17 protein-coding genes are annotated in these 19,208 nt (G+C 70.0%); 12 read left to right on the top strand and 5 right to left on the bottom strand.

What is annotated here, in order from left to right; genetic code table 11:
• Positions 1-100 precede the first annotated feature (100 nt).
• The 5 genes from urtA to urtE all read left to right on the top strand — a co-directional run bounded on the left by urtA (position 101) and on the right by urtE (position 6,689).
• The gene (gene urtA, locus AVME950_RS06165; protein ID WP_284395293.1) at positions 101-1,369 is read left to right on the top strand and encodes an urea ABC transporter substrate-binding protein; all 1,269 of its coding nucleotides are present in this window, start codon (positions 101-103) and stop codon (positions 1,367-1,369) included.
• A 198-nt stretch (positions 1,370-1,567) separates the two neighbouring features.
• Positions 1,568-3,145 (top strand): urea ABC transporter permease subunit UrtB, encoded by a 1,578-nt coding sequence (gene urtB / locus AVME950_RS06160; RefSeq protein ID WP_284429129.1) that lies wholly within the window; start codon positions 1,568-1,570, stop codon positions 3,143-3,145.
• A 68-nt stretch (positions 3,146-3,213) separates the two neighbouring features.
• Positions 3,214-4,374 (top strand): urea ABC transporter permease subunit UrtC, encoded by a 1,161-nt coding sequence (gene urtC / locus AVME950_RS06155; protein WP_284429128.1) that lies wholly within the window; start codon positions 3,214-3,216, stop codon positions 4,372-4,374.
• A complete protein-coding gene (urtD, locus tag AVME950_RS06150; protein ID WP_284429127.1) occupies positions 4,371-5,246 on the top strand; it encodes an urea ABC transporter ATP-binding protein UrtD in 876 nt (291 codons plus the stop codon). The genes urtC and urtD overlap by 4 nt, the downstream gene beginning before the upstream one ends.
• 738 nt (positions 5,247-5,984) lie before the next feature.
• Complete coding sequence (gene urtE, locus AVME950_RS06145) at positions 5,985-6,689, top strand: urea ABC transporter ATP-binding subunit UrtE (protein WP_284429126.1); 705 nt, start codon at positions 5,985-5,987, stop codon at positions 6,687-6,689.
• A 9-nt stretch (positions 6,690-6,698) separates the two neighbouring features.
• Here the strand turns inward: urtE and AVME950_RS06140 are convergent, their stop codons facing one another.
• On the bottom strand, positions 6,699-7,625 hold the full coding sequence (locus AVME950_RS06140; protein ID WP_284429125.1) for a LysR family transcriptional regulator: 927 nt from the start codon (positions 7,623-7,625) through the stop codon (positions 6,699-6,701).
• A 222-nt stretch (positions 7,626-7,847) separates the two neighbouring features.
• On the opposite strand from AVME950_RS06140, the gene AVME950_RS06135 reads away from it, so the two are divergent.
• From AVME950_RS06135 to AVME950_RS06120, 4 genes are all read left to right on the top strand, one after another.
• Positions 7,848-8,861, top strand: coding sequence for a porin (locus AVME950_RS06135; RefSeq protein ID WP_284429124.1), 1,014 nt, complete (start codon positions 7,848-7,850; stop codon positions 8,859-8,861).
• A complete protein-coding gene (locus tag AVME950_RS06130; protein ID WP_284429123.1) occupies positions 8,851-9,882 on the top strand; it encodes a Bug family tripartite tricarboxylate transporter substrate binding protein in 1,032 nt (343 codons plus the stop codon). The genes AVME950_RS06135 and AVME950_RS06130 overlap by 11 nt, the downstream gene beginning before the upstream one ends.
• Positions 9,883-9,903: 21 nt before the next feature.
• A complete protein-coding gene (locus AVME950_RS06125) occupies positions 9,904-11,820 on the top strand; it encodes a CocE/NonD family hydrolase (protein WP_284429583.1) in 1,917 nt (638 codons plus the stop codon).
• A 267-nt stretch (positions 11,821-12,087) separates the two neighbouring features.
• A complete protein-coding gene (locus AVME950_RS06120) occupies positions 12,088-13,083 on the top strand; it encodes an adenylate/guanylate cyclase domain-containing protein (RefSeq protein ID WP_284429122.1) in 996 nt (331 codons plus the stop codon).
• Positions 13,084-13,120: 37 nt separating this feature from the next.
• On the opposite strand, the gene AVME950_RS06115 is transcribed toward AVME950_RS06120, so the two are convergent.
• The 3 genes from AVME950_RS06115 to AVME950_RS06105 all read right to left on the bottom strand — a co-directional run bounded on the left by AVME950_RS06115 (position 13,121) and on the right by AVME950_RS06105 (position 14,637).
• Entirely contained in the window at positions 13,121-13,297 is a 177-nt protein-coding gene (locus AVME950_RS06115) for a hypothetical protein (RefSeq protein ID WP_284429121.1), read from the bottom strand.
• Entirely contained in the window at positions 13,294-13,851 is a 558-nt protein-coding gene (locus tag AVME950_RS06110; RefSeq protein ID WP_284429120.1) for a hypothetical protein, read from the bottom strand. The genes AVME950_RS06115 and AVME950_RS06110 overlap by 4 nt, the downstream gene beginning before the upstream one ends.
• Before the next feature lie 75 nt (positions 13,852-13,926).
• Positions 13,927-14,637, bottom strand: coding sequence for a haloacid dehalogenase type II (locus AVME950_RS06105; protein WP_284429119.1), 711 nt, complete (start codon positions 14,635-14,637; stop codon positions 13,927-13,929).
• Positions 14,638-14,812: 175 nt separating this feature from the next.
• On the opposite strand from AVME950_RS06105, the gene AVME950_RS06100 reads away from it, so the two are divergent.
• Complete coding sequence (locus AVME950_RS06100; protein ID WP_284429118.1) at positions 14,813-16,054, top strand: MFS transporter; 1,242 nt, start codon at positions 14,813-14,815, stop codon at positions 16,052-16,054.
• Positions 16,055-16,063: 9 nt separating this feature from the next.
• Here the strand turns inward: AVME950_RS06100 and AVME950_RS06095 are convergent, their stop codons facing one another.
• Positions 16,064-16,909: a phosphatase PAP2 family protein gene (locus AVME950_RS06095; protein ID WP_284429117.1), complete on the bottom strand. Its 846-nt coding sequence runs from the start codon at positions 16,907-16,909 to the stop codon at positions 16,064-16,066.
• Positions 16,910-17,283: 374 nt separating this feature from the next.
• Here AVME950_RS06095 and AVME950_RS06090 point away from each other — a divergent pair, with 374 nt between their 5' ends.
• Together AVME950_RS06090 and AVME950_RS06085 are read left to right on the top strand one after the other, a co-directional pair.
• The gene (locus AVME950_RS06090; protein WP_284429116.1) at positions 17,284-18,372 is read left to right on the top strand and encodes a diacylglycerol/lipid kinase family protein; all 1,089 of its coding nucleotides are present in this window, start codon (positions 17,284-17,286) and stop codon (positions 18,370-18,372) included.
• Between the two features lie 23 nt (positions 18,373-18,395).
• Positions 18,396-19,205, top strand: a complete 810-nt coding sequence (locus AVME950_RS06085; RefSeq protein ID WP_284429115.1) for a metallophosphoesterase family protein — start codon at positions 18,396-18,398, stop codon at positions 19,203-19,205.
• Positions 19,206-19,208: the final 3 nt, after the last annotated feature.

Below are 19,208 nucleotides of genomic sequence, written 5' to 3'. Positions count from 1 at the left end.
CCCGGGGGGCAGTCTCCAGAATCCATTCCATCGACCGGACAAAGGCGCCCTGCGGGGGCCCCGGGCGAGCGGTTTGAACCCCATTCATCGGAGCTGCACCATGCAACGTCGTTACTCTCTCAAGGCCCTCGCGGCCATCGCCACGCTGGCCGGCCTGTCGGCGCTGCCGGCCCATGCCGCCGACACCATCAAGGTGGGCGTGCTGCACAGCCTGTCGGGCACCATGGCCATCTCGGAGACCGTGCTGAAGGACACCGTGCTCATGGCCATCGACGAGATCAACGCCAAGGGCGGCGTGCTCGGCAAGAAGCTCGAGCCCGTGGTGGTGGACCCGGCCTCCAACTGGCCCCTGTTCGCCGAGAAGACCAAGCAGCTGCTGGGGCAGGACAAGGTCTCGGTCATCTTCGGCTGCTGGACCTCGGTGAGCCGCAAGTCCGTGCTGCCCGTGGTCGAGGAAATGAACGGCCTGCTGTTCTACCCCGTGCAGTACGAAGGGGAAGAGCTGTCCAAGAACGTGTTCTATACCGGCGCGGCGCCCAACCAGCAGGCCATTCCCGCGGTGGACTATTTGATGAGCAAGGACGGCGGCGGCGCCAAGCGCTGGGTGCTGCTGGGCACCGACTACGTGTACCCCCGCACCACCAACAAGATCCTGCGCGCCTACCTCAAGTCCAAGGGCGTGAAGGACAGCGACATCGACGAAAAGTACACGCCCTTCGGCCATGCCGACTACCAGACCATCGTGGCCGACATCAAGAAGTTCAGCCAGGGCGGCAAGACGGCAGTGGTCTCCACCATCAACGGCGACTCCAACGTGCCCTTCTACAAGGAACTGGGCAACGCGGGCCTCAAGGCCAAGGACGTGCCGGTGGTGGCCTTCTCGGTGGGCGAGGAAGAACTGCGCGGCGTGGACACCAAGCCGCTCGTGGGCCACCTGGCGGCATGGAACTACTTCATGTCCATCAAGAACCCCACCAACACCGCCTTCATCAAGCAGTGGAGCGACTACGCCCGCGCCAAGAAGATCCCCGGCCACATGGACAAGCCGCTCACCAACGACCCGATGGAGGCCACCTACATCGGCATCCACATGTGGAAGCAGGCCGTCGAGAAGGCCAAGAGCACCGATGTGGACAAGGTCATCGCCGCCATGGCCGGCCAGACCTTCCAGGCGCCCAGCGGCATCGTGAGCAAGATGGACGAGAAGAACCACCACCTGCACAAGAGCGTGTTCATCGGCGAGATCAAGGCCGACGGCCAGTTCAACGTGGTGTGGAAGACGCCCGGCCCGGTCAAGGCCAAGCCCTGGAGCCCGTACATCGAAGGCAACGACAAGAAGAAGGACGAGCCCGACGGAAAGTCGAAGTGAAATCGAAGTGACACCCCCCTGAGGCGCTGCGCGCCTTCACCCCCTCTCTCGCTGCGCGGGAGGGGGGGGCGACGCCAGCGGCCCGGCAGAGCCGGTTCCGCGGCGTCTGCTGGCTTGGGGCCGCGCTGGTGCAAACGGCGTAACGAAGTCAGAGCCGTGGTTGCAGTCCTCCCTCGTTCGCGAAAACCACCCATCCCAATGTTTCCCACCTTCTTTCACCGCCTGATCGCCTGCCTGCTGCTCTGTGCGGCGGTGCAGGCGCACGCGCTCACGCCGCAGGCCGCGCGTGCCATGGCGGCGGGCGAGACCGACGAGCGCATCGCCGCGCTGCAGCAGGCCATCGCCACGCCCGACGATGCGACGCTGGCCTTCATCCGCGCGATGGCCGACGATGCGGTCAAGATCGCGGGCGACCGCGCCATCACCATCAAGGACGGCAAGGGGCTGGACCCCGCCACCGGCGCCGAGGTGCCGGTGCCCGACGATGCCGAGGACATCGTCAACAACAACCGCATGCGCGGCGAGTTCGACGCCGCGCTGGCCTCGCTGCAACTGCTGTCGCCCGACGCGGCCCAGCGCCGCGCCGCCATCGAGTCGCTCAAGGAAGAGACCGACGCCGCGCGCCTGCCCCTGATCGAAAAGGCCCTCGCCGCCGAGAAGGACGCCGGCCTGCGCGGGCGGCTCGAAGCCATCCGCGCGCGCATGCTGCTGGCCGACAGCGACGCGGCCCACCGCCTGGAGGCCGCGCAGTACCTGGCCGCCAGCGGCACCCCCGCCACGCGCACCGTGCTGCTGGAGCAACTGCGCCAGGAGGCCGATCCCAAGGTGAAGGCCGCGATCCAGTCCGCGCTGGCCTCGGTGGAAGGCCGGCTGCAGTGGGGCGAGAAGCTCGCCGCGCTGTTCTCGGGCGTGAGCCTGGGGTCCATCCTGCTGCTGGTGGCGCTGGGGCTGGCCATCACCTACGGGCTGATGGGCGTCATCAACATGGCGCACGGCGAGCTGATGATGATCGGCGCCTACGCCACCTACGTGGTGCAGGGCCTGTTCCAGAAATACCTGCCCGGCGCCTTCGACTGGTACCTGGTGGCCGCCGTGCCGGCCGCGTTCTGCGCCTCCGCCCTCATGGGCGCGGCGCTGGAGCGCAGCGTGATCCGCTTTCTCTACGGCCGGCCGCTGGAGACGCTGCTGGCCACCTGGGGCATCAGCCTGATGCTGCAGCAGCTCGTGCGCACCGTGTTCGGTGCGCAGAACGTGGGCGTGGAAAACCCCGCCTGGATGAGCGGCGGCGTGCAGCTCATGGACAACCTGCAGCTGCCCTGGAACCGCGTGATCATCGTGGCCTTCGCCTTCGCGGTGCTGGGCGGCGTGGCCTACCTCATCGGCCGCACGCGGCTGGGCCTGTTCGTGCGCGGCGTCACGCAGAACCGGCCCATCGCCTCGTGCATGGGCGTCAACACCGCCCGCGTGGACACCTATGCCTTCGCGCTCGGCTCCGGCATCGCCGGCCTGGCCGGCTGCGCTTTAAGCCAGGTCGGCAACGTGGGGCCCGACCTGGGGCAGGGCTACATCGTCGATTCGTTCATGGTCGTGGTGCTGGGCGGCGTGGGCCAGCTGGCGGGCACCGTGTACGCAGCGCTGGGCCTGGGCGTGCTCAACAAGTTCCTCGAAGGCTGGACGGGCGCCGTGCTGGCCAAGATCGCCGTGCTGGTCTTCATCATCGTGTTCATCCAGAAGCGGCCGCAGGGCATCTTCGCGATGAAGGGGAGGGAGGCATGACCGCCCGCCGTCGTTTTCATCGCCGCCCGCCGCGCCACCTGCCTCTGCCTGCCTAGAAGAAGAAGCCCATGCCCCATCGAGACATCTCCCTTCCTGCGCCAGCGCCGCTGCTCACGCGGTCCGGCTGGTCGGCGTTCATCGTCGCGCTCATCGCCGTGTGCGCGGTGGCGCCCGTGCTCAACCTGTGGCTGCCCGCCGGCAGCCCGCTGCACCTGTCCGACTACGCGGTGGCGCTGCTGGGCAAGATCATGTGCTACGCCATTTGCGCGCTGGCCATGGACCTCATCTGGGGCTACACCGGCATCCTGAGCCTGGGCCACGGCCTGTTCTTCGCCCTGGGCGGCTACGTGATGGGCATGTACCTCATGCGCCAGATCGGCCGCGACGGCAACTACCAGAGCGACCTGCCGGACTTCATGGTGTTCCTGGACTGGAAGGAGCTGCCCTGGCACTGGGCGCTGTCGGACAGCTTCGCCGCCACCTTGGTCCTCGTCGTGGCCGTGCCGGGGCTGGTCGCCTTCGTGTTCGGGTACTTCGCCTTCCGCTCGCGCATCAAGGGCGTGTATTTCTCGATCATCACGCAGGCCATGACGTATGCCGCCATGCTGCTGTTCTTTCGCAACGAGACGGGCTTCGGCGGCAACAACGGATTCACCGATTTCAAGCGCATCCTGGGGCAGCCGATCGCCACGCAGAACATGCGCATGCTGCTCTTCGTGCTCACGGGGCTGGCGCTGCTGGGCTCGTTCCTGCTCGGGCGCTGGCTGGTGCGCAGCAAATTCGGCCGCGTGCTCCAGGCGGTGCGCGATGCGGAGACGCGCGTCATGTTCTCGGGCTACTCGCCGCTGCCCTACAAGCTCACCATCTGGACCATCAGCGCCATGATGTGCGGCGTGGCCGGCGCGCTGTACGTGCCGCAGGTCGGCATCATCAACCCGGGCGAGATGAGCGCCGCCAACTCCATCGAGATCGCCGTGTGGGCGGCCGTGGGCGGGCGCGCCACGCTCATCGGCCCCATCGTGGGCGCCTTCCTGGTGAACGGCGCCAAGAGCTGGCTCACCGTGACCGCACCGGAGTTCTGGCTGTACTTCCTGGGGGCGCTGTTCATCGCCGTCACCCTGTTCCTGCCCAACGGCATCGTGGGCCTGCTGCGGCGCCCGCGCAAGGCGGTGGAGGACGCGCGCCAGCCCCTGCGCGGCAGCGCGAAGCCAAAGGAGGGCGCGCAATGACCCCCGATCTGATGGAAGAAGGCGCGCGCCGCATCGCGGGCGACGCCCCGGCGGCACGCACGGGGCAGACCGAGTCCGGGGGCCGCGCGGCCGGCTTCTCGCGCGTGGCCGTGCCCGGCGAGGTGGACGTGGCCCACGGCCGCATCCTGTACCTGGAAGACGTGCACGTGAGCTTCGACGGCTTCAAGGCCATCAACGGCCTGAACCTGGACATCGCGCCGGGCGAGCTGCGCTGCGTGATCGGCCCCAACGGCGCGGGCAAGACCACGATGATGGACATCATCACCGGCAAGACCCGCCCGGACCGCGGCACCGTGTTCTTCGGCAGCACGATCGACCTGCTGCGGCACAACGAGCCGGAGATCGCTGGCTTGGGGATCGGCCGTAAGTTTCAAAAGCCCACGGTGTTCGAGCAGCTCACCGTGTTCGATAACCTGGAGCTGGCCTTGAAGACGCACAAGGGCGTGGCCTCGAGCCTGTTCTTTCGCCTGGATTCCGCGCAGGCGGACCGGCTGGCCGAGGTGCTGCACACCATCCACCTGGCCGGCAGCGTGGCGCGCATGGCGGGCAATCTGAGCCATGGGCAAAAGCAGTGGCTGGAGATCGGGATGCTGCTGATGCAGGACCCGAAGCTGCTCCTGCTGGACGAGCCGGTGGCGGGAATGACGGACGAGGAGACGGCTCGCACGGCGGAGCTGTTCCTGACCTTGAAGGGGCGGCACTCGCTGATGGTGGTGGAGCATGACATGTCGTTCATCCGGACGATTTCGGAGAAGGTGACGGTGTTGTGCGAGGGGGCGGTGCTGGCGGAGGGGACGCTGGATCAGGTGCAGGGGGATGAGAGGGTGATTGAGGTTTATCTGGGGCGGTGATGGGTTGGGTTGTTTTTTGTATTTGCTGTTCAGTTACGTTCCGGGGCCGGGAGTTGCGCCCGGCGGCGCACTCACTTTCTTTTGCTTCGCCAAAAGAAAGTAAGCAAAGAAAAGGCGACCCTGCTGGCCGCGTCCCTGCGCTTCGCTCCGGGCAACCTGCGGTGCTCGTGCGCGGGGTGCGCCGTGGAACTCGCTTCGCGCTGCGCGCTACGCTCGGACAGCCACGGCGAGTCAGTTCACGAAGCAGGTGTGTCCTTCGGCACACCTGCCCACCCCGCGCCCTGCGCTCCTCGGCGCATCCAGAAGGGAACCCGCCACACGGGCCATCGCTGCGCTCGGCCCAGCGTGCGCGGCGCCACGCGCTCGCGCACCAGAGGCCGAGCGAAGCAATGGCCCGTATGGGCAGTTCGGCTGTTGGGTTCCCTTCTGGCCGTGCCGAGGAGCGCAGCGGCTGGCGGAAAAAGGGCCGCGCGCTGTTTGAGCGCAACGCAGTGGAGCGAGTTTGCGCGGACCCCGCCAGCCGCGAGCACCGCAGGTTGCCCCGGAGCGCAGCGCAGGGGACACGGACAGCAGGGTCGCCTTTCTTTTGGGTACGTTTCTTTGGCGAAGCAAAGAAAAGTACCTCGGCCGCCGGGCCGAGACCCGGCCCCGAAACCCAAACCAGCAAGCTACTATAAAAACAATAGCAGCCAGACCAATGAAAACTAGGGCATCAAGCCCAAAAGACATTAAAAACCCATGCTCACCGTCCAAAACCTCCACCAGTACTACGGCGGCTCCCACATCCTGCGCGACGTGAGCCTCACCGCCCCCCCGGGCAAAGTCACCGTCCTCCTCGGCCGCAACGGCGTCGGCAAGACCACGCTGCTCAAGAGCCTCATGGGCCTGGTCCCCATCCAAAGCGGCACCATCACCTGGGAAGGCCACCCCATCCAGTCCAAAACCCCCTACGACCGCGCCCGCGCCGGCATTGGCTTCGTCCCGCAGGGCCGCGAGATCTTCGGCCGCCTCACCGTCGAGGAAAACCTGCGCATGGGCCTGGCCTACAAGAGCGGCTCCACCCCCGTGCCGCCCCATCTGTACGAACTCTTTCCGGTGCTCAAGCAGATGCTCGGCCGCCGCGGCGGCGACCTGTCGGGCGGGCAGCAGCAGCAGCTCGCCATCGCGCGGGCGCTGGCGCCCAGCCCGCGCCTGCTGATCCTGGACGAGCCCACCGAGGGCATCCAGCCCAGCATCATCAAGGACATCGGCCGCGTCATCCGCCAACTGGCCGACCACGGGCTGGACGGGCATCCGGTGTCCATCCTGCTGTGCGAGCAGTACTACGACTTCGCCGAGGAACTGGCCGACGAGTACCTCGTGATGGAGCGCGGCGAAGTCATCGCCCGTGGCCCGGGCAGCGAGATGCAGGCCAAGGGCATCCGCCACCTCGTGGCGATCTGAACCCGCGCCCTAGGCCGGCTGCGCCGTGGCCGCCCCGGCATCCCCCGGCGGCGAAACCAGCCCCTCCACCAGGAGCTGCGTGAACGTGTCGTGCAGGGGCGATGCCGCTGCCTGGGCCACCGTGGCGATGCCCAGCTGGTAGGCGATGCGGGGGCGGAACGGGCGCGAGGCGATCGCACCGTGCGGGCAGTGCTGTGCCAGCAGGGCGTTCACGATGGAAACGCCCAGCCCCTGGGCCACGTGGGCGCAGGCCTCGCTGATGGAGTGCACCTCCAGGGCCACGCGCGGCTGCACCCGCCGCTGGCGAAACGCCATGTCGATGTCGTGGCGTATCTGCCGCTGCCGGCCCAGCAGGATCAGGCTGGCGTCGATCAGGTCGGTGGCGCCGACCTCGTTCAGGTGTTCCAGCGGGTGGCCCTTGGGCATGATGCACACGGCCTCGGAGTCGAGGCGGGCGCGGGTGGCGAGCCCGGGCATTTCCATGGGCAGCCGCACCAGCCCGATGTCCGCATCGCGGCTGAGCAGTGCGCGCTCCGCGTCGTTGTACGAGCCCGACAGCACTTCCAGCACCACATCGGGATGGGCCTGCATGAAGCGCCGGGCCAGCACGGGCATGAGCGTGGTCGCCAGGGTGCTGGGCACGGCCACCTTGAGCAGCCGGCGCTTGAAGCCGCCCAGGCGCAACTGCTCGGCATGGCGGCGAAAGCACTGGGCCGAATCCATCAGGCCCTGGGCGTCGTGCAGCAGCGCGTGGGCTTCGGCGGTGGGGCTCAGGCGGCCTTTCTCGCGCACGAACAGGCGCAGGGCCAGGTCCTCCTCCAGCTGGGCCAGCAGCCGGCTGATGGCGGGCTGCGACAGGCCCAGGCGCTCGGCCGCGCCGGTGGTGGAGCCGCTGAGCATGATGGCGTGGAAGGCTTCGAGTTGCTTGAAGTTCATGGGCATGGAACGGTGCGCCGGCCCCCGGGATGCGCGCGCCGCGAACGGGCGCGCGGGGCCGTCCCGCATCTTTGCACCGCTCGCGCCCCGGCGCAAACATGCGGTCCGCTGCATAGGGTCATCCGCCTTTGTCATAGCGTTGTGGCGAAGGACCCCGCTCCACAGAATCGGCAGCGTCATCCGCCAACACCGGCACGACGCCACCCCAAGGAGCAAGACGTTATGAGGCCCCCATTTCCCTTCGCACTGGCTGCCAGCGGCCTGTTCTTATCGGCCGCGCCGCCCGCTAGGGCGCAGGACCTGCAGGCGTACGGCCAGGTGCGACTGAGCATCAACCATGTCAAGACCGGCAATGCGGGCTCGGTGACGGAGGAGCGCGACAACGCGTCGCGCCTGGGCTTTCGGGGCAAGGAGGACCTGGGCGACGGCATGGCCGCCCTGTTCGGCGTGGAGATGGGGCTGGACGCGGACACCGGAGCCGCCACCACGCCCGCCTACCGCAACAGCTACGTGGCATTGCGCGGCAGCGCGGGGACGGTGGCGCTGGGCCGGCTGGATTCCGCCAATCCGACCGGATCGCCCCTGTATTCGCAGGTCACGCGCATCACCTCGTTCGCCGCCAACGACGCCGGGGCCACGGCCATCGGCACGTCGATTCTCAATGCACGCAACCGCACCTCGAACGCGGTGGGCTACCAGAGCCCCACGTGGGGCGGCGTCAACCTGCGGGCCCGCTACTACCTGCGCGGCGACACCCGGACGCCCGATCAGGAAAACGGCGCCAAGTCGCTCGACCTGGGGCTGAACTACGCGGACGGGCCCTGGTCGGCGGGCATCGGCTACGGCCGGGACACGCGCCCGGGCGGCCTGCTGGCCAACGAGTTTTCGAGCAAGTGGCAGGTGGCGGTGCGCTACGACTTCGGTGCCATCGAGCCCTATGTGCTGCTGGGCCGCGATGCGTATGCGAAGGCCTCGGCCAGCGCGCGCACCGATGTGGACTACTGGCTGGTGGGCAGCCGGTTCTCCGCCGGCCCGCACGCGCTGGTGGTCAACGTGATGCAGCGGGACGTGCAGGCCTCGGTGCGGGGCCTTCGCAAGCGCCAGCAGGTGGCGTATACGTATGCGCTGTCCAAGCGCACGGAGTTGCAGGCGTTCATCGACCGCGACGGAATCGATTCGAGCCGCAGCAATGTGGCGGTGCGCGCCGTGGGCGCAGGAGTGCGACATGATTTCTAAGGCAAGCTGTGCGGCCCTGCGGGCCTTCCTTTCGCGCCCCGTTTCCGGGCACCGGGCCCGGCCGTTGCTGGCGGCCGGTCTGGCGGGCCTGGCCCTGTGGGGGGCGGGCGCCCGTGCGGCGCCGGCCGCCGAGTTTCCCGACAAGCCGGTGCGCATCGTGATTCCGTTCCCGGCGGGTGCCGCGGCCGACACGGCCATGCGGGTGGTGGCACGCAAGATGTCGGAGCAGTGGCGCCAGCCGGTCATCATCGACAACCGGCCCGGGGCGGCCGGCTTCCAGGCGGTCGCATCGGCACCGCCCGACGGCCACACGCTGCTGATGGGGGCGGGCTCGGGCATGGTGACGGCACCGCTGCTGTCCAGCAAGCTCACGTACAACCCGTCGCGCGACTTCGTGCCCGTGGGGCGGGTGGTGGTCAACGTGCCCATCCTCACCACGCACCCGAGCCTGAAGGTCCGCACGGTGCAGGAACTCATCGCGCTGGCCCGCAAGGACCCCGGCGCGCTCAACTACAGCACCAGCGGCAACGGCAGCCCGGGGCACCTGTCGATGGAGTTGTTCCAGGCCGCCACGGGCACGCGCATGGTGCAGATCCCGTACAAGGGGGGTGGCCCGGCGGTGAACGAGCTGGCGGGCGGGTACGTGCAGCTGGGCATCAACGCCGTTCCCAGCGTGGCGGCGCAGATCAAGGCTGGCAAGCTCGTGCCGCTGGCGGTGGCCAGCGCCAAGCGGTCGCGCGCCTTCCCCGAAGTGCCGACCATGGCCGAGGCCGGTTTGAAGAACTTCGAATATGACATCTGGTATGCGCTGTTCGCTCCCGCGGGCACGCCGGCGGACCGGGTGCAGAACATCAGCAAGGTGCTCGGCGCAGCGCTGAACGACGCCGAGGTGACCGCCCTGCTCGTGACGCAGGGGGCCGAGCCGGCACCCACCACGCCGCAGGAGCTGGCGCGCTTCATGCAGGAAGACACGGCCCGCTGGGCCAAGCTGGTCAAGGACCGCAACCTCAAACTCGACTGAGGGGAGCCGTCCATGAACACGATGACGATTCCGTCGGCGGACGCCGCCGCCAGCGCCACCACCACTACCGCCGCAGCCAGCGGCGTGACCCGGCACACCTGCTGGGTTCCCATGCGCGACGGGGTGCGCCTGGCCACCGACGTGTACCTGCCGGCCCCCGGCGCCGGCCCGCTGCCGGTGTTGCTGGAGCGCACGCCCTACGGCAAGGATGCCGAAACCCGGCGCGAGCGCACGGCGGCCGACCCCCGGCCGATGCGCCGCGGCGAAGTGGCCGAGCGGTTCGCACGGGCGGGCTACGCCGTGGTGGTGCAGGACTGCCGCGGCCGCTTCGGCTCCGAAGGGCAGTTCACCAAATACCTGGGCGAGGCCCACGACGGCGCCGACACCATGGCGTGGATCACGGCGCAGCCCTGGTGCAACGGCGCGGTGGGCACCTACGGGCTGTCGTATGCCGCCCACACCCAGACCGCGCTGGCCAGCCAGCGGCCCGCGGGGCTCAAGGCGATGTTCCTCGAATGCGGCGGCTTCGCCAACGCCTACCGCGGCGGCATCCGCCATGGGGGCGCGTTCGAGATGAAGCAGGCGGTCTGGGCGCTGCGCAATGCCCTCAGCGGCAGCAACCGCATCAGCGAATCGGCACGCCAGGCGCTGGAGCAGGCCGACATCGGCGAATGGTTCCAGCGCCTTCCCTGGACGCGGGGCGACTCGCCCCTGCAGTGGGCGCCCGAGTACGAGGACTATCTTTTCGGGCAATGGGAGCGTGGCCGCTTCGACGACCACTGGCGCCAGCCCGAGCTCTATGCGGCAGGGCACTACGCCGCGTTCGAGGGAGTGGCCGTCCTGCTGATGTGCGGCTGGTGGGACCCGTACGCCCAGACCACCACCGACAACTATCTCGGCCTTTCGCAGCGCACGCACGGCGACGTGCGCATGGTGCTGGGCCCCTGGACCCACGGCGAGCGCAGCGTGCCGTATGCGGGCGACGTGGACTTCGGGCCCGATGCGGTGCTCGACGGCACGCTGGCACCCGACTATGTGCAGATGCGGCTCGCCTGGTTCAACCACTGGCTGCGCGGGCAACCCCTGCCCGGGGGGCAGGCCGATGCCGTGCGCTACTTCCGCATGGGCGGGGGATCGGGGCGGCGCACGCCCGAAGGCCGGCTCGACCACGGCGGGGCCTGGCGCCGTGCCGACGACTGGCCCCTGCCGGGCACCACCCTGGCGCCGTGGTACCTCGCGCCGGGCGGGCTGCTGACCCGGGCCGTGCCGGAGCGCGCGGGTGAGGCGACCTTCCGCTTCGACCCCGCGAACCCGGTGCCCACCATCGGCGGCTCGGTCACCTCCGGGGAGCCCCTGATGGTGGCCGGCGCCTACGACCAGTGCACGCACAGCGGCGTGTTCGGCGCGCGGGCGCCTTTCGGGCCGCTGGCCGGACGGGACGACGTGCTGGTGTTCCAGACGCCGCCGCTCGAGTGCGATGTGGAGGTCACCGGCCCCGTGGTGATCGAGCTGTGGGTTTCGTCCACCGCGCCCGACACCGATTTCACGGCCAAGCTGATCGACCAGTACCCGCCGAGCGAAGACCATCCCGAGGGGTATGCGATGAACCTGACCGATGGCATCCTGCGCTGCCGCTACCGCGACTCGTGGGAGCACCCCGGACTGATGGTGCCCGGGGAGGCCGTGCAGATCACGATCGAGCCCATGCCCACGTCCAACCTGTTTCGCCGGGGCCACCGGATCCGGCTCGACATTTCGAGCAGCAACTTTCCGCGGTTCGACGTCAATCCCAACACCGGTGCGCCCGAGGGGAGCGCGGGGCCCCGGGTGGTGGCGTTCAACACCGTGCACATGGGGCCGGGGCGCGCGTCCCGCGTGGTGTTGCCGATGCAGGCCGTGGGTGGGGCGCCTGCCGCGGGGGCCGGCACGGGCGGATGACGCTGGCCCGGCAGGGGCCGAAGGCGCCGTAGGGGAGAATGGCCGCCCGCCTTGACCATGGCAACGCGGGCCCTCTATGCTTGCCGTGCGAGCGCCTGCCGCGCGGCCGGGTGCCCTCCCGCCCTCCTGCGAAGAAGGCCGGCGCGTCGCCCGCAGTTCCCAAAGGCCACCCCGAAGAGAAAGCACCGCGCCCCCATGTCCTCTTTCCCCCCTGGCGACGCCCCGGCCCCCCCCCTCCCGCACCCGCAGACCTCCGTTCCCCCTTCCTTGCCCCCCGCCGCAGGCCCGCACCTGCAGCCGCGCGAGGTGACGCTGCTCAAGATCGGCCTGCGCGACTTCTCCCAGCTGGCCGCCCAGTTGCCGCCCGACCAGTCCCTGGCCTGGGTGGAGCGCATCCTGGCCTGCCTGCACGGCGTGCTGGCCCGCTACGGCGCCGAGGTGGACCACCTCACCGGCGATGCCGGGGCAGTGGTCTTCGGGCTGGCAGCGCCCGCCGAGGCACCGGGCGCCGATCCGGCCAGGAGCGGTGGCCTTGACGACGACGTGCACCGCGCCGCCATGTGCGCCCTGGCCCTGCAGATGGCCACGCGCGATCTCAACGACGCCTTCCTGCAAGACCGCCTGCCGTCCATCTACCTGGGCATCGGCATCGCCTGCGGCCCGGCCCTGGTGGGGGGCTTCGGCGGTGCGCCGGGCGTGCGCCAGTCGCCCGTGCTGCTGGGCGACGTGGTGGTCGAGGCCCAGCAACTGCGCACCTTCGCCCTGCGCGGGCAGGTGCTGGTCAGCGAGGCCGTGTACCAGCGCTGCTGGAGCATGGCCTCGGTGGCCCCGCCCATGCAGGTCTTCGTGAAGGGGCGCGACGAGCCGCTGTCCATGCGCGAACTGGTGGCGGTGCCCAGCCGCAAGCTCAAGGTGCCGCGCCAGGAGTTCCGCCGCAGCCACCGCGTGGAGGCGCGCCTGCCGTGCAGCTGGCAACTGGTGCAGGACGGCATGGTCATGCCCCATGCCGTGCCTGGCATCCTGCGCGACATGGGCTACCACGGCGCGCTGCTGGAGCTGAACGGCACCGTGCCGCTGCATGGCGAGCTGCGCCTGGCCTTCGACCTGCCGCTGGTGCACTACCCGGCCCGGGACGTGTACGCCCGCGTGGTCACCCTCAAGCCGGTGGGCGATCAGGTGCTGGCGGGGGTGGAGTTCACCGCGACCAGCGCGGAGTTCGATGCGCGTGTGCGGCGGTTCGTGCAGGGGATGGTGGCGGGTTGAGCATTCGGTAATCCCGAAGAGGCTGCGGCCTGGCAATTCATCCGCCGTCTTTGTCTTGGTCCAAAAAGTGGCCGAAACTCTGCGAAAGAAGATAAGGAACCATGGACCCCGCCACCCACCACCAGCTCGACTGCCAGTAGGCGATGGCCCAGCAGGCCCAGGCAAACCAGATTGTTGCCGTTTGAAGATAGTCGGAGGGTTTCCGTTTGCTCATCGGGTGACCTTAACGCCGTTGAGTCCCCATCTCACATACACCAGGTAAGGAAGGATACGTGCCGTGCCCGCTGGCGTGGCCAGCATGATCGGAACCCGGGCCTGCGCTGCCACGATCAGATTGGTGGGCCGCCCGATGCGCGCCATATAGACACCTGGACCATAGATGCCATGACGGGGGAAAGCGCTGGCTCGGATCACTCCGGTGCGTGCTATCCCTGCAGCACCGGCTGTCGTAGTGAAGTGAATCAGGTTCTTGGGCAGAGCGGCGAATCCATAACCTGCCGTTCCGAGCGTGAGTGCGGTGGTTGGTGCTATTTCGGGTGTCCATAACACCGCGACGGCGCCGGGGAGGTGTGCCAATGGAGCCCAAGGGCTTCTGGAGTTCACCGCTATGTCGGCCCAATACTGCGCCGCGTTGTCACCGGCCAGCGTCGAGGCCTGGTACAACTGCTGGAGTTGGAGGATGAACCGGCGCATCGGGCCTGGATCGGATATTTCGACGGGCTTGCTGCAGCCGTCGCGTCGACACATCAACGTTGTTCGGTCATCCATCCCTCGGCGCTGTGGTTATACGGTGAGCTTACCTGCCGCCGTCCCACGTGCGATGCTGGCGCCTCGCGTGCCGGCTTACGCGCCCAGTCGCTCCGCCAGCCCCACCAGACTCTCCGCATGCCAGTCGTTTCCCGCCTGCGGTGACACGTCCTTGGGCCTCGCCCTTCCAAACTCCCATGGCCGCTCGATGTAGGCCGTCCGCAGCCCGCATTCCCGCGCCGCCGCCAAGTCCTCGTGGTGGGCCGCCACCATCATCACCTGCCCCGGCGCCAGGTCGAACGTGCGGGCCACGCCCTGGTACACCGAGGGATCGGGCTTGTACGCGCGGAATACCTCGGCGCTCAGGATGCAGTCCCAGGGCAGGCCGGCCCGCTTGGCCATGTTCGTCAGCAGGCCGATATTGCCGTTGGAGAGCGTGGTGATCGTGTAGCGGCGCTTCAGGCGCTGCAGGCCCTCCACGCTGTCGGGCCAGGGGTCGAGCCGGTGCCACACGCGGTTCAGGTGCTGGCGCTCGGGCTCGGTCAGGTGCTGCAGGCCGAAGCGGGGCAGCAGGCCGTCCAGGATCAGGCGGTGCAGTTCGTCGATGCGGGTCCAACCCAGTTCGCCGCTGCGCACGCGCTGCATGGCGGGCTGGTAGCCCTCGCGCCAGGCCAGCGCGAAGGCGTCGGCGTCCACCTGCGGATAGAGGGCCTGCACCTCGCGCACGATGCTTCCGTGCCAGTCCACCACGGTGCCGAAGATGTCGAAGGCCAGCACGCGCACGCCGTGCCAGGGTTGGTCGTTCATGGGGACTCCTTGGGGGGATGGATGCAAAGAGGATTCGCGGGGCCGCAAGGCCGCTGCCGCCCAAGCATAGCGGCGAGTTCTGCGATGTCCCCCGGCCTGCGGAGCGCGGCGGAGCGTGATATGGTCTTCGGTCTGCGGGTTAACCCTGATCTGCTTGCCCGCCAGCCGTTCCCCCATGACCACGCCTTCGATTCCTCCCCCTTGCGCCGACGCCCCGGCGGCCGCTATCTCTCCCACCGCCCCCGCGCGGGACGACCGCACGCTGCTGCGCGCCGTGCTGGCGCTGGGCCTGGGCGGGTTTTCCATCGGTACCGGCGAGTTCGTCATCATGGGCCTGCTGCCCGAGGTGGCGCGCGACATCGGGGTGAGCATTCCTCAGGCGGGCCATGTCATCAGCGCCTATGCGCTGGGCGTGGTGATCGGCGCGCCGGTGCTGGCCGTGCTGGCGGCGGGCTGGGGCCGGCGGGCATTGCTGATCGCGTTGATGGGGGTGTATGCGCTGGGCAATTTCGCCTCGGCGATGGCGCCCGGATACCTGTCGCTGAACGTGCTGCGCTTCGTGACGGGGCTGCCGCACGGCACGTACTTCGGCGTCGCGGCGCTGGTGGCGGCGTCGCTCGCGCCACCGGGGCGGCGCGCCCACGCGGTGGGGCTGGTGATGCTGGGGCTGACCGGGGCCACTCTGCTGGGGGTGCCGATCGCGGCGTGGCTGGGGCAGGTGTTCGGCTGGCGCGCGGCGTTCGTCTTCGTGGGGCTGATCGCGGTGGCGGCCATGGCCATGGTGCGCCGGGGCGTGCCCTACCAGCCGCCGGCCGAAGGCGCCAGCCCCTGGCGCGAGCTGGGCGCCCTGCGGCGCAAGCAGGTGTGGCTCACGCTGGGCATCGGGGCGATCGGCTTCGGCGGCATGTTCTCGGTGTTCAGCTACATCAAGCCCACGCTGACCGAGGTGGCAGGGCTGCCGCTGGCCGGTGTGCCGCTGGTGCTGGCGCTGTTCGGCGCGGGCATGGTGGCGGGCAACCTGGTGGGCGCCCGCCTGGCGGACAAATCGCTGATGCGCACGATCGGCGGGCTGCTGCTGTGGTCCATCGTGGTGCTGGGCGGCTTCGTGTTCGCGGCGCACCATGTGGTCACGGCGGCGGCGGCGACATTCCTGCTGGGCACGATCGTCGCCATCGGCCCGGCGCTGCAGATCCGGCTGATGGACGTGGCCGGTGAGGCGCAGACCCTGGCCGCGGCCCTCAACCACTCGGCCTTCAATTGCGCCAACGCGCTGGGCGCCTGGCTGGGCGGCGTGGCGATCACGGCCGGCCTGGGCTGGACCTCCACCGGCTGGGTGGGCGTGCTGCTGGCCTTGGGCGGGCTGGCGGTGTTCGGGTGGTCCCTGGCGGCGGACCGCGCCGCGCGCAGGGCGGGCTGACGCCCCCCCTCAAGCCACGGGCGTGGCGCGGGAGCGCCGCCAGTGGCCGATGCCCGACATCACCATCACGCAGCACACGAGCCACGCCCCGCCCGTGAGCCAGCCGGCGAGCACGTCGCTGGCAAAGTGCACCTGCAGCACCACGCGGCTCCAGCCCACGGTGAACACGGTGGCCACCGCCACCAGCACGGCCGGCAGGTGCCAGCGCGCGGGCAGCAGGCGCAGCGCCAGATAGGCCAGCATGCCGTAGGCCACCAGCGAGCTGCTGCTGTGCCCGCTCGGAAAGCTGAAGCCGTCGGCCACGGCGATCTCGTGCGTGTGCACCGGCCGCACGCGTTCGAAGGTGTGCTTGAAGCCGCGCGTGAGCAGCCCGTTGCCGGCCAGCGCCGCCGTCCAGCCCAGGGCCAGCAGGCGGTCACGGCGCAGCCAGAGGGCCACGGCCACGGCTACGGTCAGCACGGTCAGCACGGCGGTGTCGCCGGCGTGGGTCAGGTTCGCGAACAGGGTGAGCGTGGCCACGCTGGCGGTGGCGCGCAGCGTGGCGGCCAGGGTGTCGTCGAACAGGGCCCACGCGGTGGGCGCGGCCCATTCCTCTGCGATGGCGGCCAGCGCCTGCGCGCACGCCAGCAGCAGCAGGGCAGCCACGCACAGGGTGGCCAGCAGCCGCGCGCCGGCGTTTTGCGGCGCGCCCCAGCGCTCGGTCCAGGGGGCGACCCACCGGGCCCCATGCGTGCGCAGCGGCCCGTTGGCCGCCCAGGCCGCAGCGGCGGCCACCAGCGCGATGGCCAGTCCCCCAGTCCAGACGGTCAGGGGGTGCGATCCGGCCCACAGGGCCATGGCCTGGACGTCCATCATGCGCGGGTCTCCAGCGGAGCGGGCGATGGGTTCGGGCGTGGCTGCGCGGGGCGGGCAGGGCAGGGATGGCGGTGGGGCAGTGGCATGGATCGCGCAGCGAGGGAGTGGATCAGGGCGGCAATGGTGGCAGGCGCGTGGCGGGCGGCCCATCCCATTTCCTGGCGATCCGTCGGGGTTTGCGGGCTGCTGCGAGCGGCGCGCGCAGCGGCGGCGTGGCGTGTCGGCCATGGCTGACAAGGGGTGCGCCTGACTGCCGATGCACCCGTGCCCGGTCCGTGTGCAGAATCGGGCGTCCCGCGGTGCGGGCACCGATCCCCGAGCCTGATCGGGTCCAGCCCTGCGCAGGGTGACACTCCCTCGAAAGCCTTCCCGACATGCCATCCAACGACCTGCCAGCGTCCATGCCAAGGGGCCGTGGCCCGATCCATCTGGTGGTGCCCCACCGGCCCGGCGCCGACCATGGCCAGCTGCGAGCCCGCCTCGAGGGACTGGCGCCCCTGCAAAGCAATGCCGTGCAGTGGCACGTGCCCGCGCAGCGCGCCGGCATCGTCCAGGCGGCCGAAGAGGCCGCGCTCGCCGCCCAGGCCGACGGCGGCCTGGTGGTGGCCGCGGGCGGGGACGGCACCATCAACGCGGTGGCCACCGCCGCCTGGAAGCACCAGGTGCGCATGGGTGTCATTCCGGTCGGCACCTTCAACTATTTCGCGCGAGAGCAGAGCCTGTCGCTCGACCCGGAGCAGGCGGCCAACGACATCCTGGCCGCCATGGACTCGGGCGATGCGCGGCCGGTGAGCGTGGGCTTCGTCAACGAACGCATGTTCCTCGTCAACGCCAGCGTGGGGCTGTACCCGCGCCTGCTGGAGCAGCGCGAGCTGGCCTCGCGCCGCTTCGGCCGCTCGCGCTGGGTGGCCATCGTGTCCGCGGTGTGGAGCTTCTTTCGGCCGGCCTCGGCGCGCCGCTGGCGCGTGGCGCTGCGCCAGCACCGGGTGGCCGATCCGACGCGCGAGGAGTTTTTCGCCTCCACGCTGTTCGTCGGCAACAACCCCCTGCAACTGGAGCGCCTGGGCATTCCGCAGGCACAGGACGTGGCCGAAGGCGACCGCCTGGCGGTGCTGCTGCTCAAGCCCCAGGACCGCGCCGCCACGGCACGCACCGTATGGAATGCCGCCGTGGGCCAGCTGGCGCGCGATGAAGCCGTCATCAGCCTGGCCTGCGCCGAGATGGTGGTGGAGCCCACCTGGCGGCCGCACCGCGTGAAGGTGGCCTTCGACGGCGAGCGCGAATGGATGGCGCCGCCGCTGCGCTTTCGGGTGGAAGAGCGCCCGCTGTGGCTGGTGGCGCCCACCGCCACGGCACGCGACGACAATCCCGCCGCCGAGGGCGCCGTGCCGGTGGCGGCCCCGCCCCCGGCCGCCCTTCCGGAGGGCGCCCCGGTGGCGGTACCCGGCCTGGCGGCCGGCTGAGTCACCCGCCCCGAAGACCGCCTATGAGCGTTCTCATGCACCTGTCGGACCTGCACTTCGGTGCGCACGACCCGCGTGTGTGCGCGGCGGTGGCCCGGCTGGTCAAGACGCTGGACGTGTCGCTGCTGGTGGTGTCGGGCGATCTCACGCAGCGCGCCACGGCCGAGCAGTTCGAGCAGGCGCATGCGTTCATCGCCGGCCTGGGCGTGCCGCATCGGCTGGTCATGCCCGGCAACCACGACGTGCCGCTGTTCGCCTGGTGGGAGCGGCTGGGCCGGGCCTACCGCCGCTACGAGCGCTGGTGGGGGCGCGACCTGGAGCCGGTGTGCGACGTGGACGGCTTCCTGGCCGTGGGGGTGAACACCACGCGACCCTGGCGGCACGAGCGCGGCAGCCTGTCGCATGCCCAGATCGACGCGGTGGCGCAGCGCCTGGCCTCGGCCCCGCGCGACCGCTGGCGCATCGTGGTCACGCACCACCCGCTGGTGGTGCACCCCACGAGCGACACCGAGCACCGGCCCCACCGCGCGGGCGAGGCCCTGGCGCGCTGGCGCGAGGCGGGTGCCCAGCTGCTGCTGTCCGGCCATGCGCACGAACCAGGGCTGGCCGAGGTGCTGCCCGGCCTGTGGGCCGCCCGGGCGGGCACGGCCGTGTCGGTGCGCCTGCGCGCCCATGCGCCCAACAGCCTGGTGACGCTGGAGTGCCCGGCGCCCGTGCGGTCCGGCGCCGAGGTGCTGCCCGCGCGCCACCGGCTGACGCGCTGGGACTACGACGCGCGTCTGCAGGCTTTTTTGCCGCTGCCGCCCAGGGACCTCGGGAGCGCCGGAACGTAGCGC

Source organism: Acidovorax sp. SUPP950 (assembly GCF_030158935.1).
Taxonomy (GTDB): Bacteria; Pseudomonadota; Gammaproteobacteria; order Burkholderiales; family Burkholderiaceae_C; genus Paracidovorax.
The sequence above is the reverse complement of the archived record's forward strand: the minus strand, read 5'-3'. Positions and strand labels throughout refer to the sequence as shown.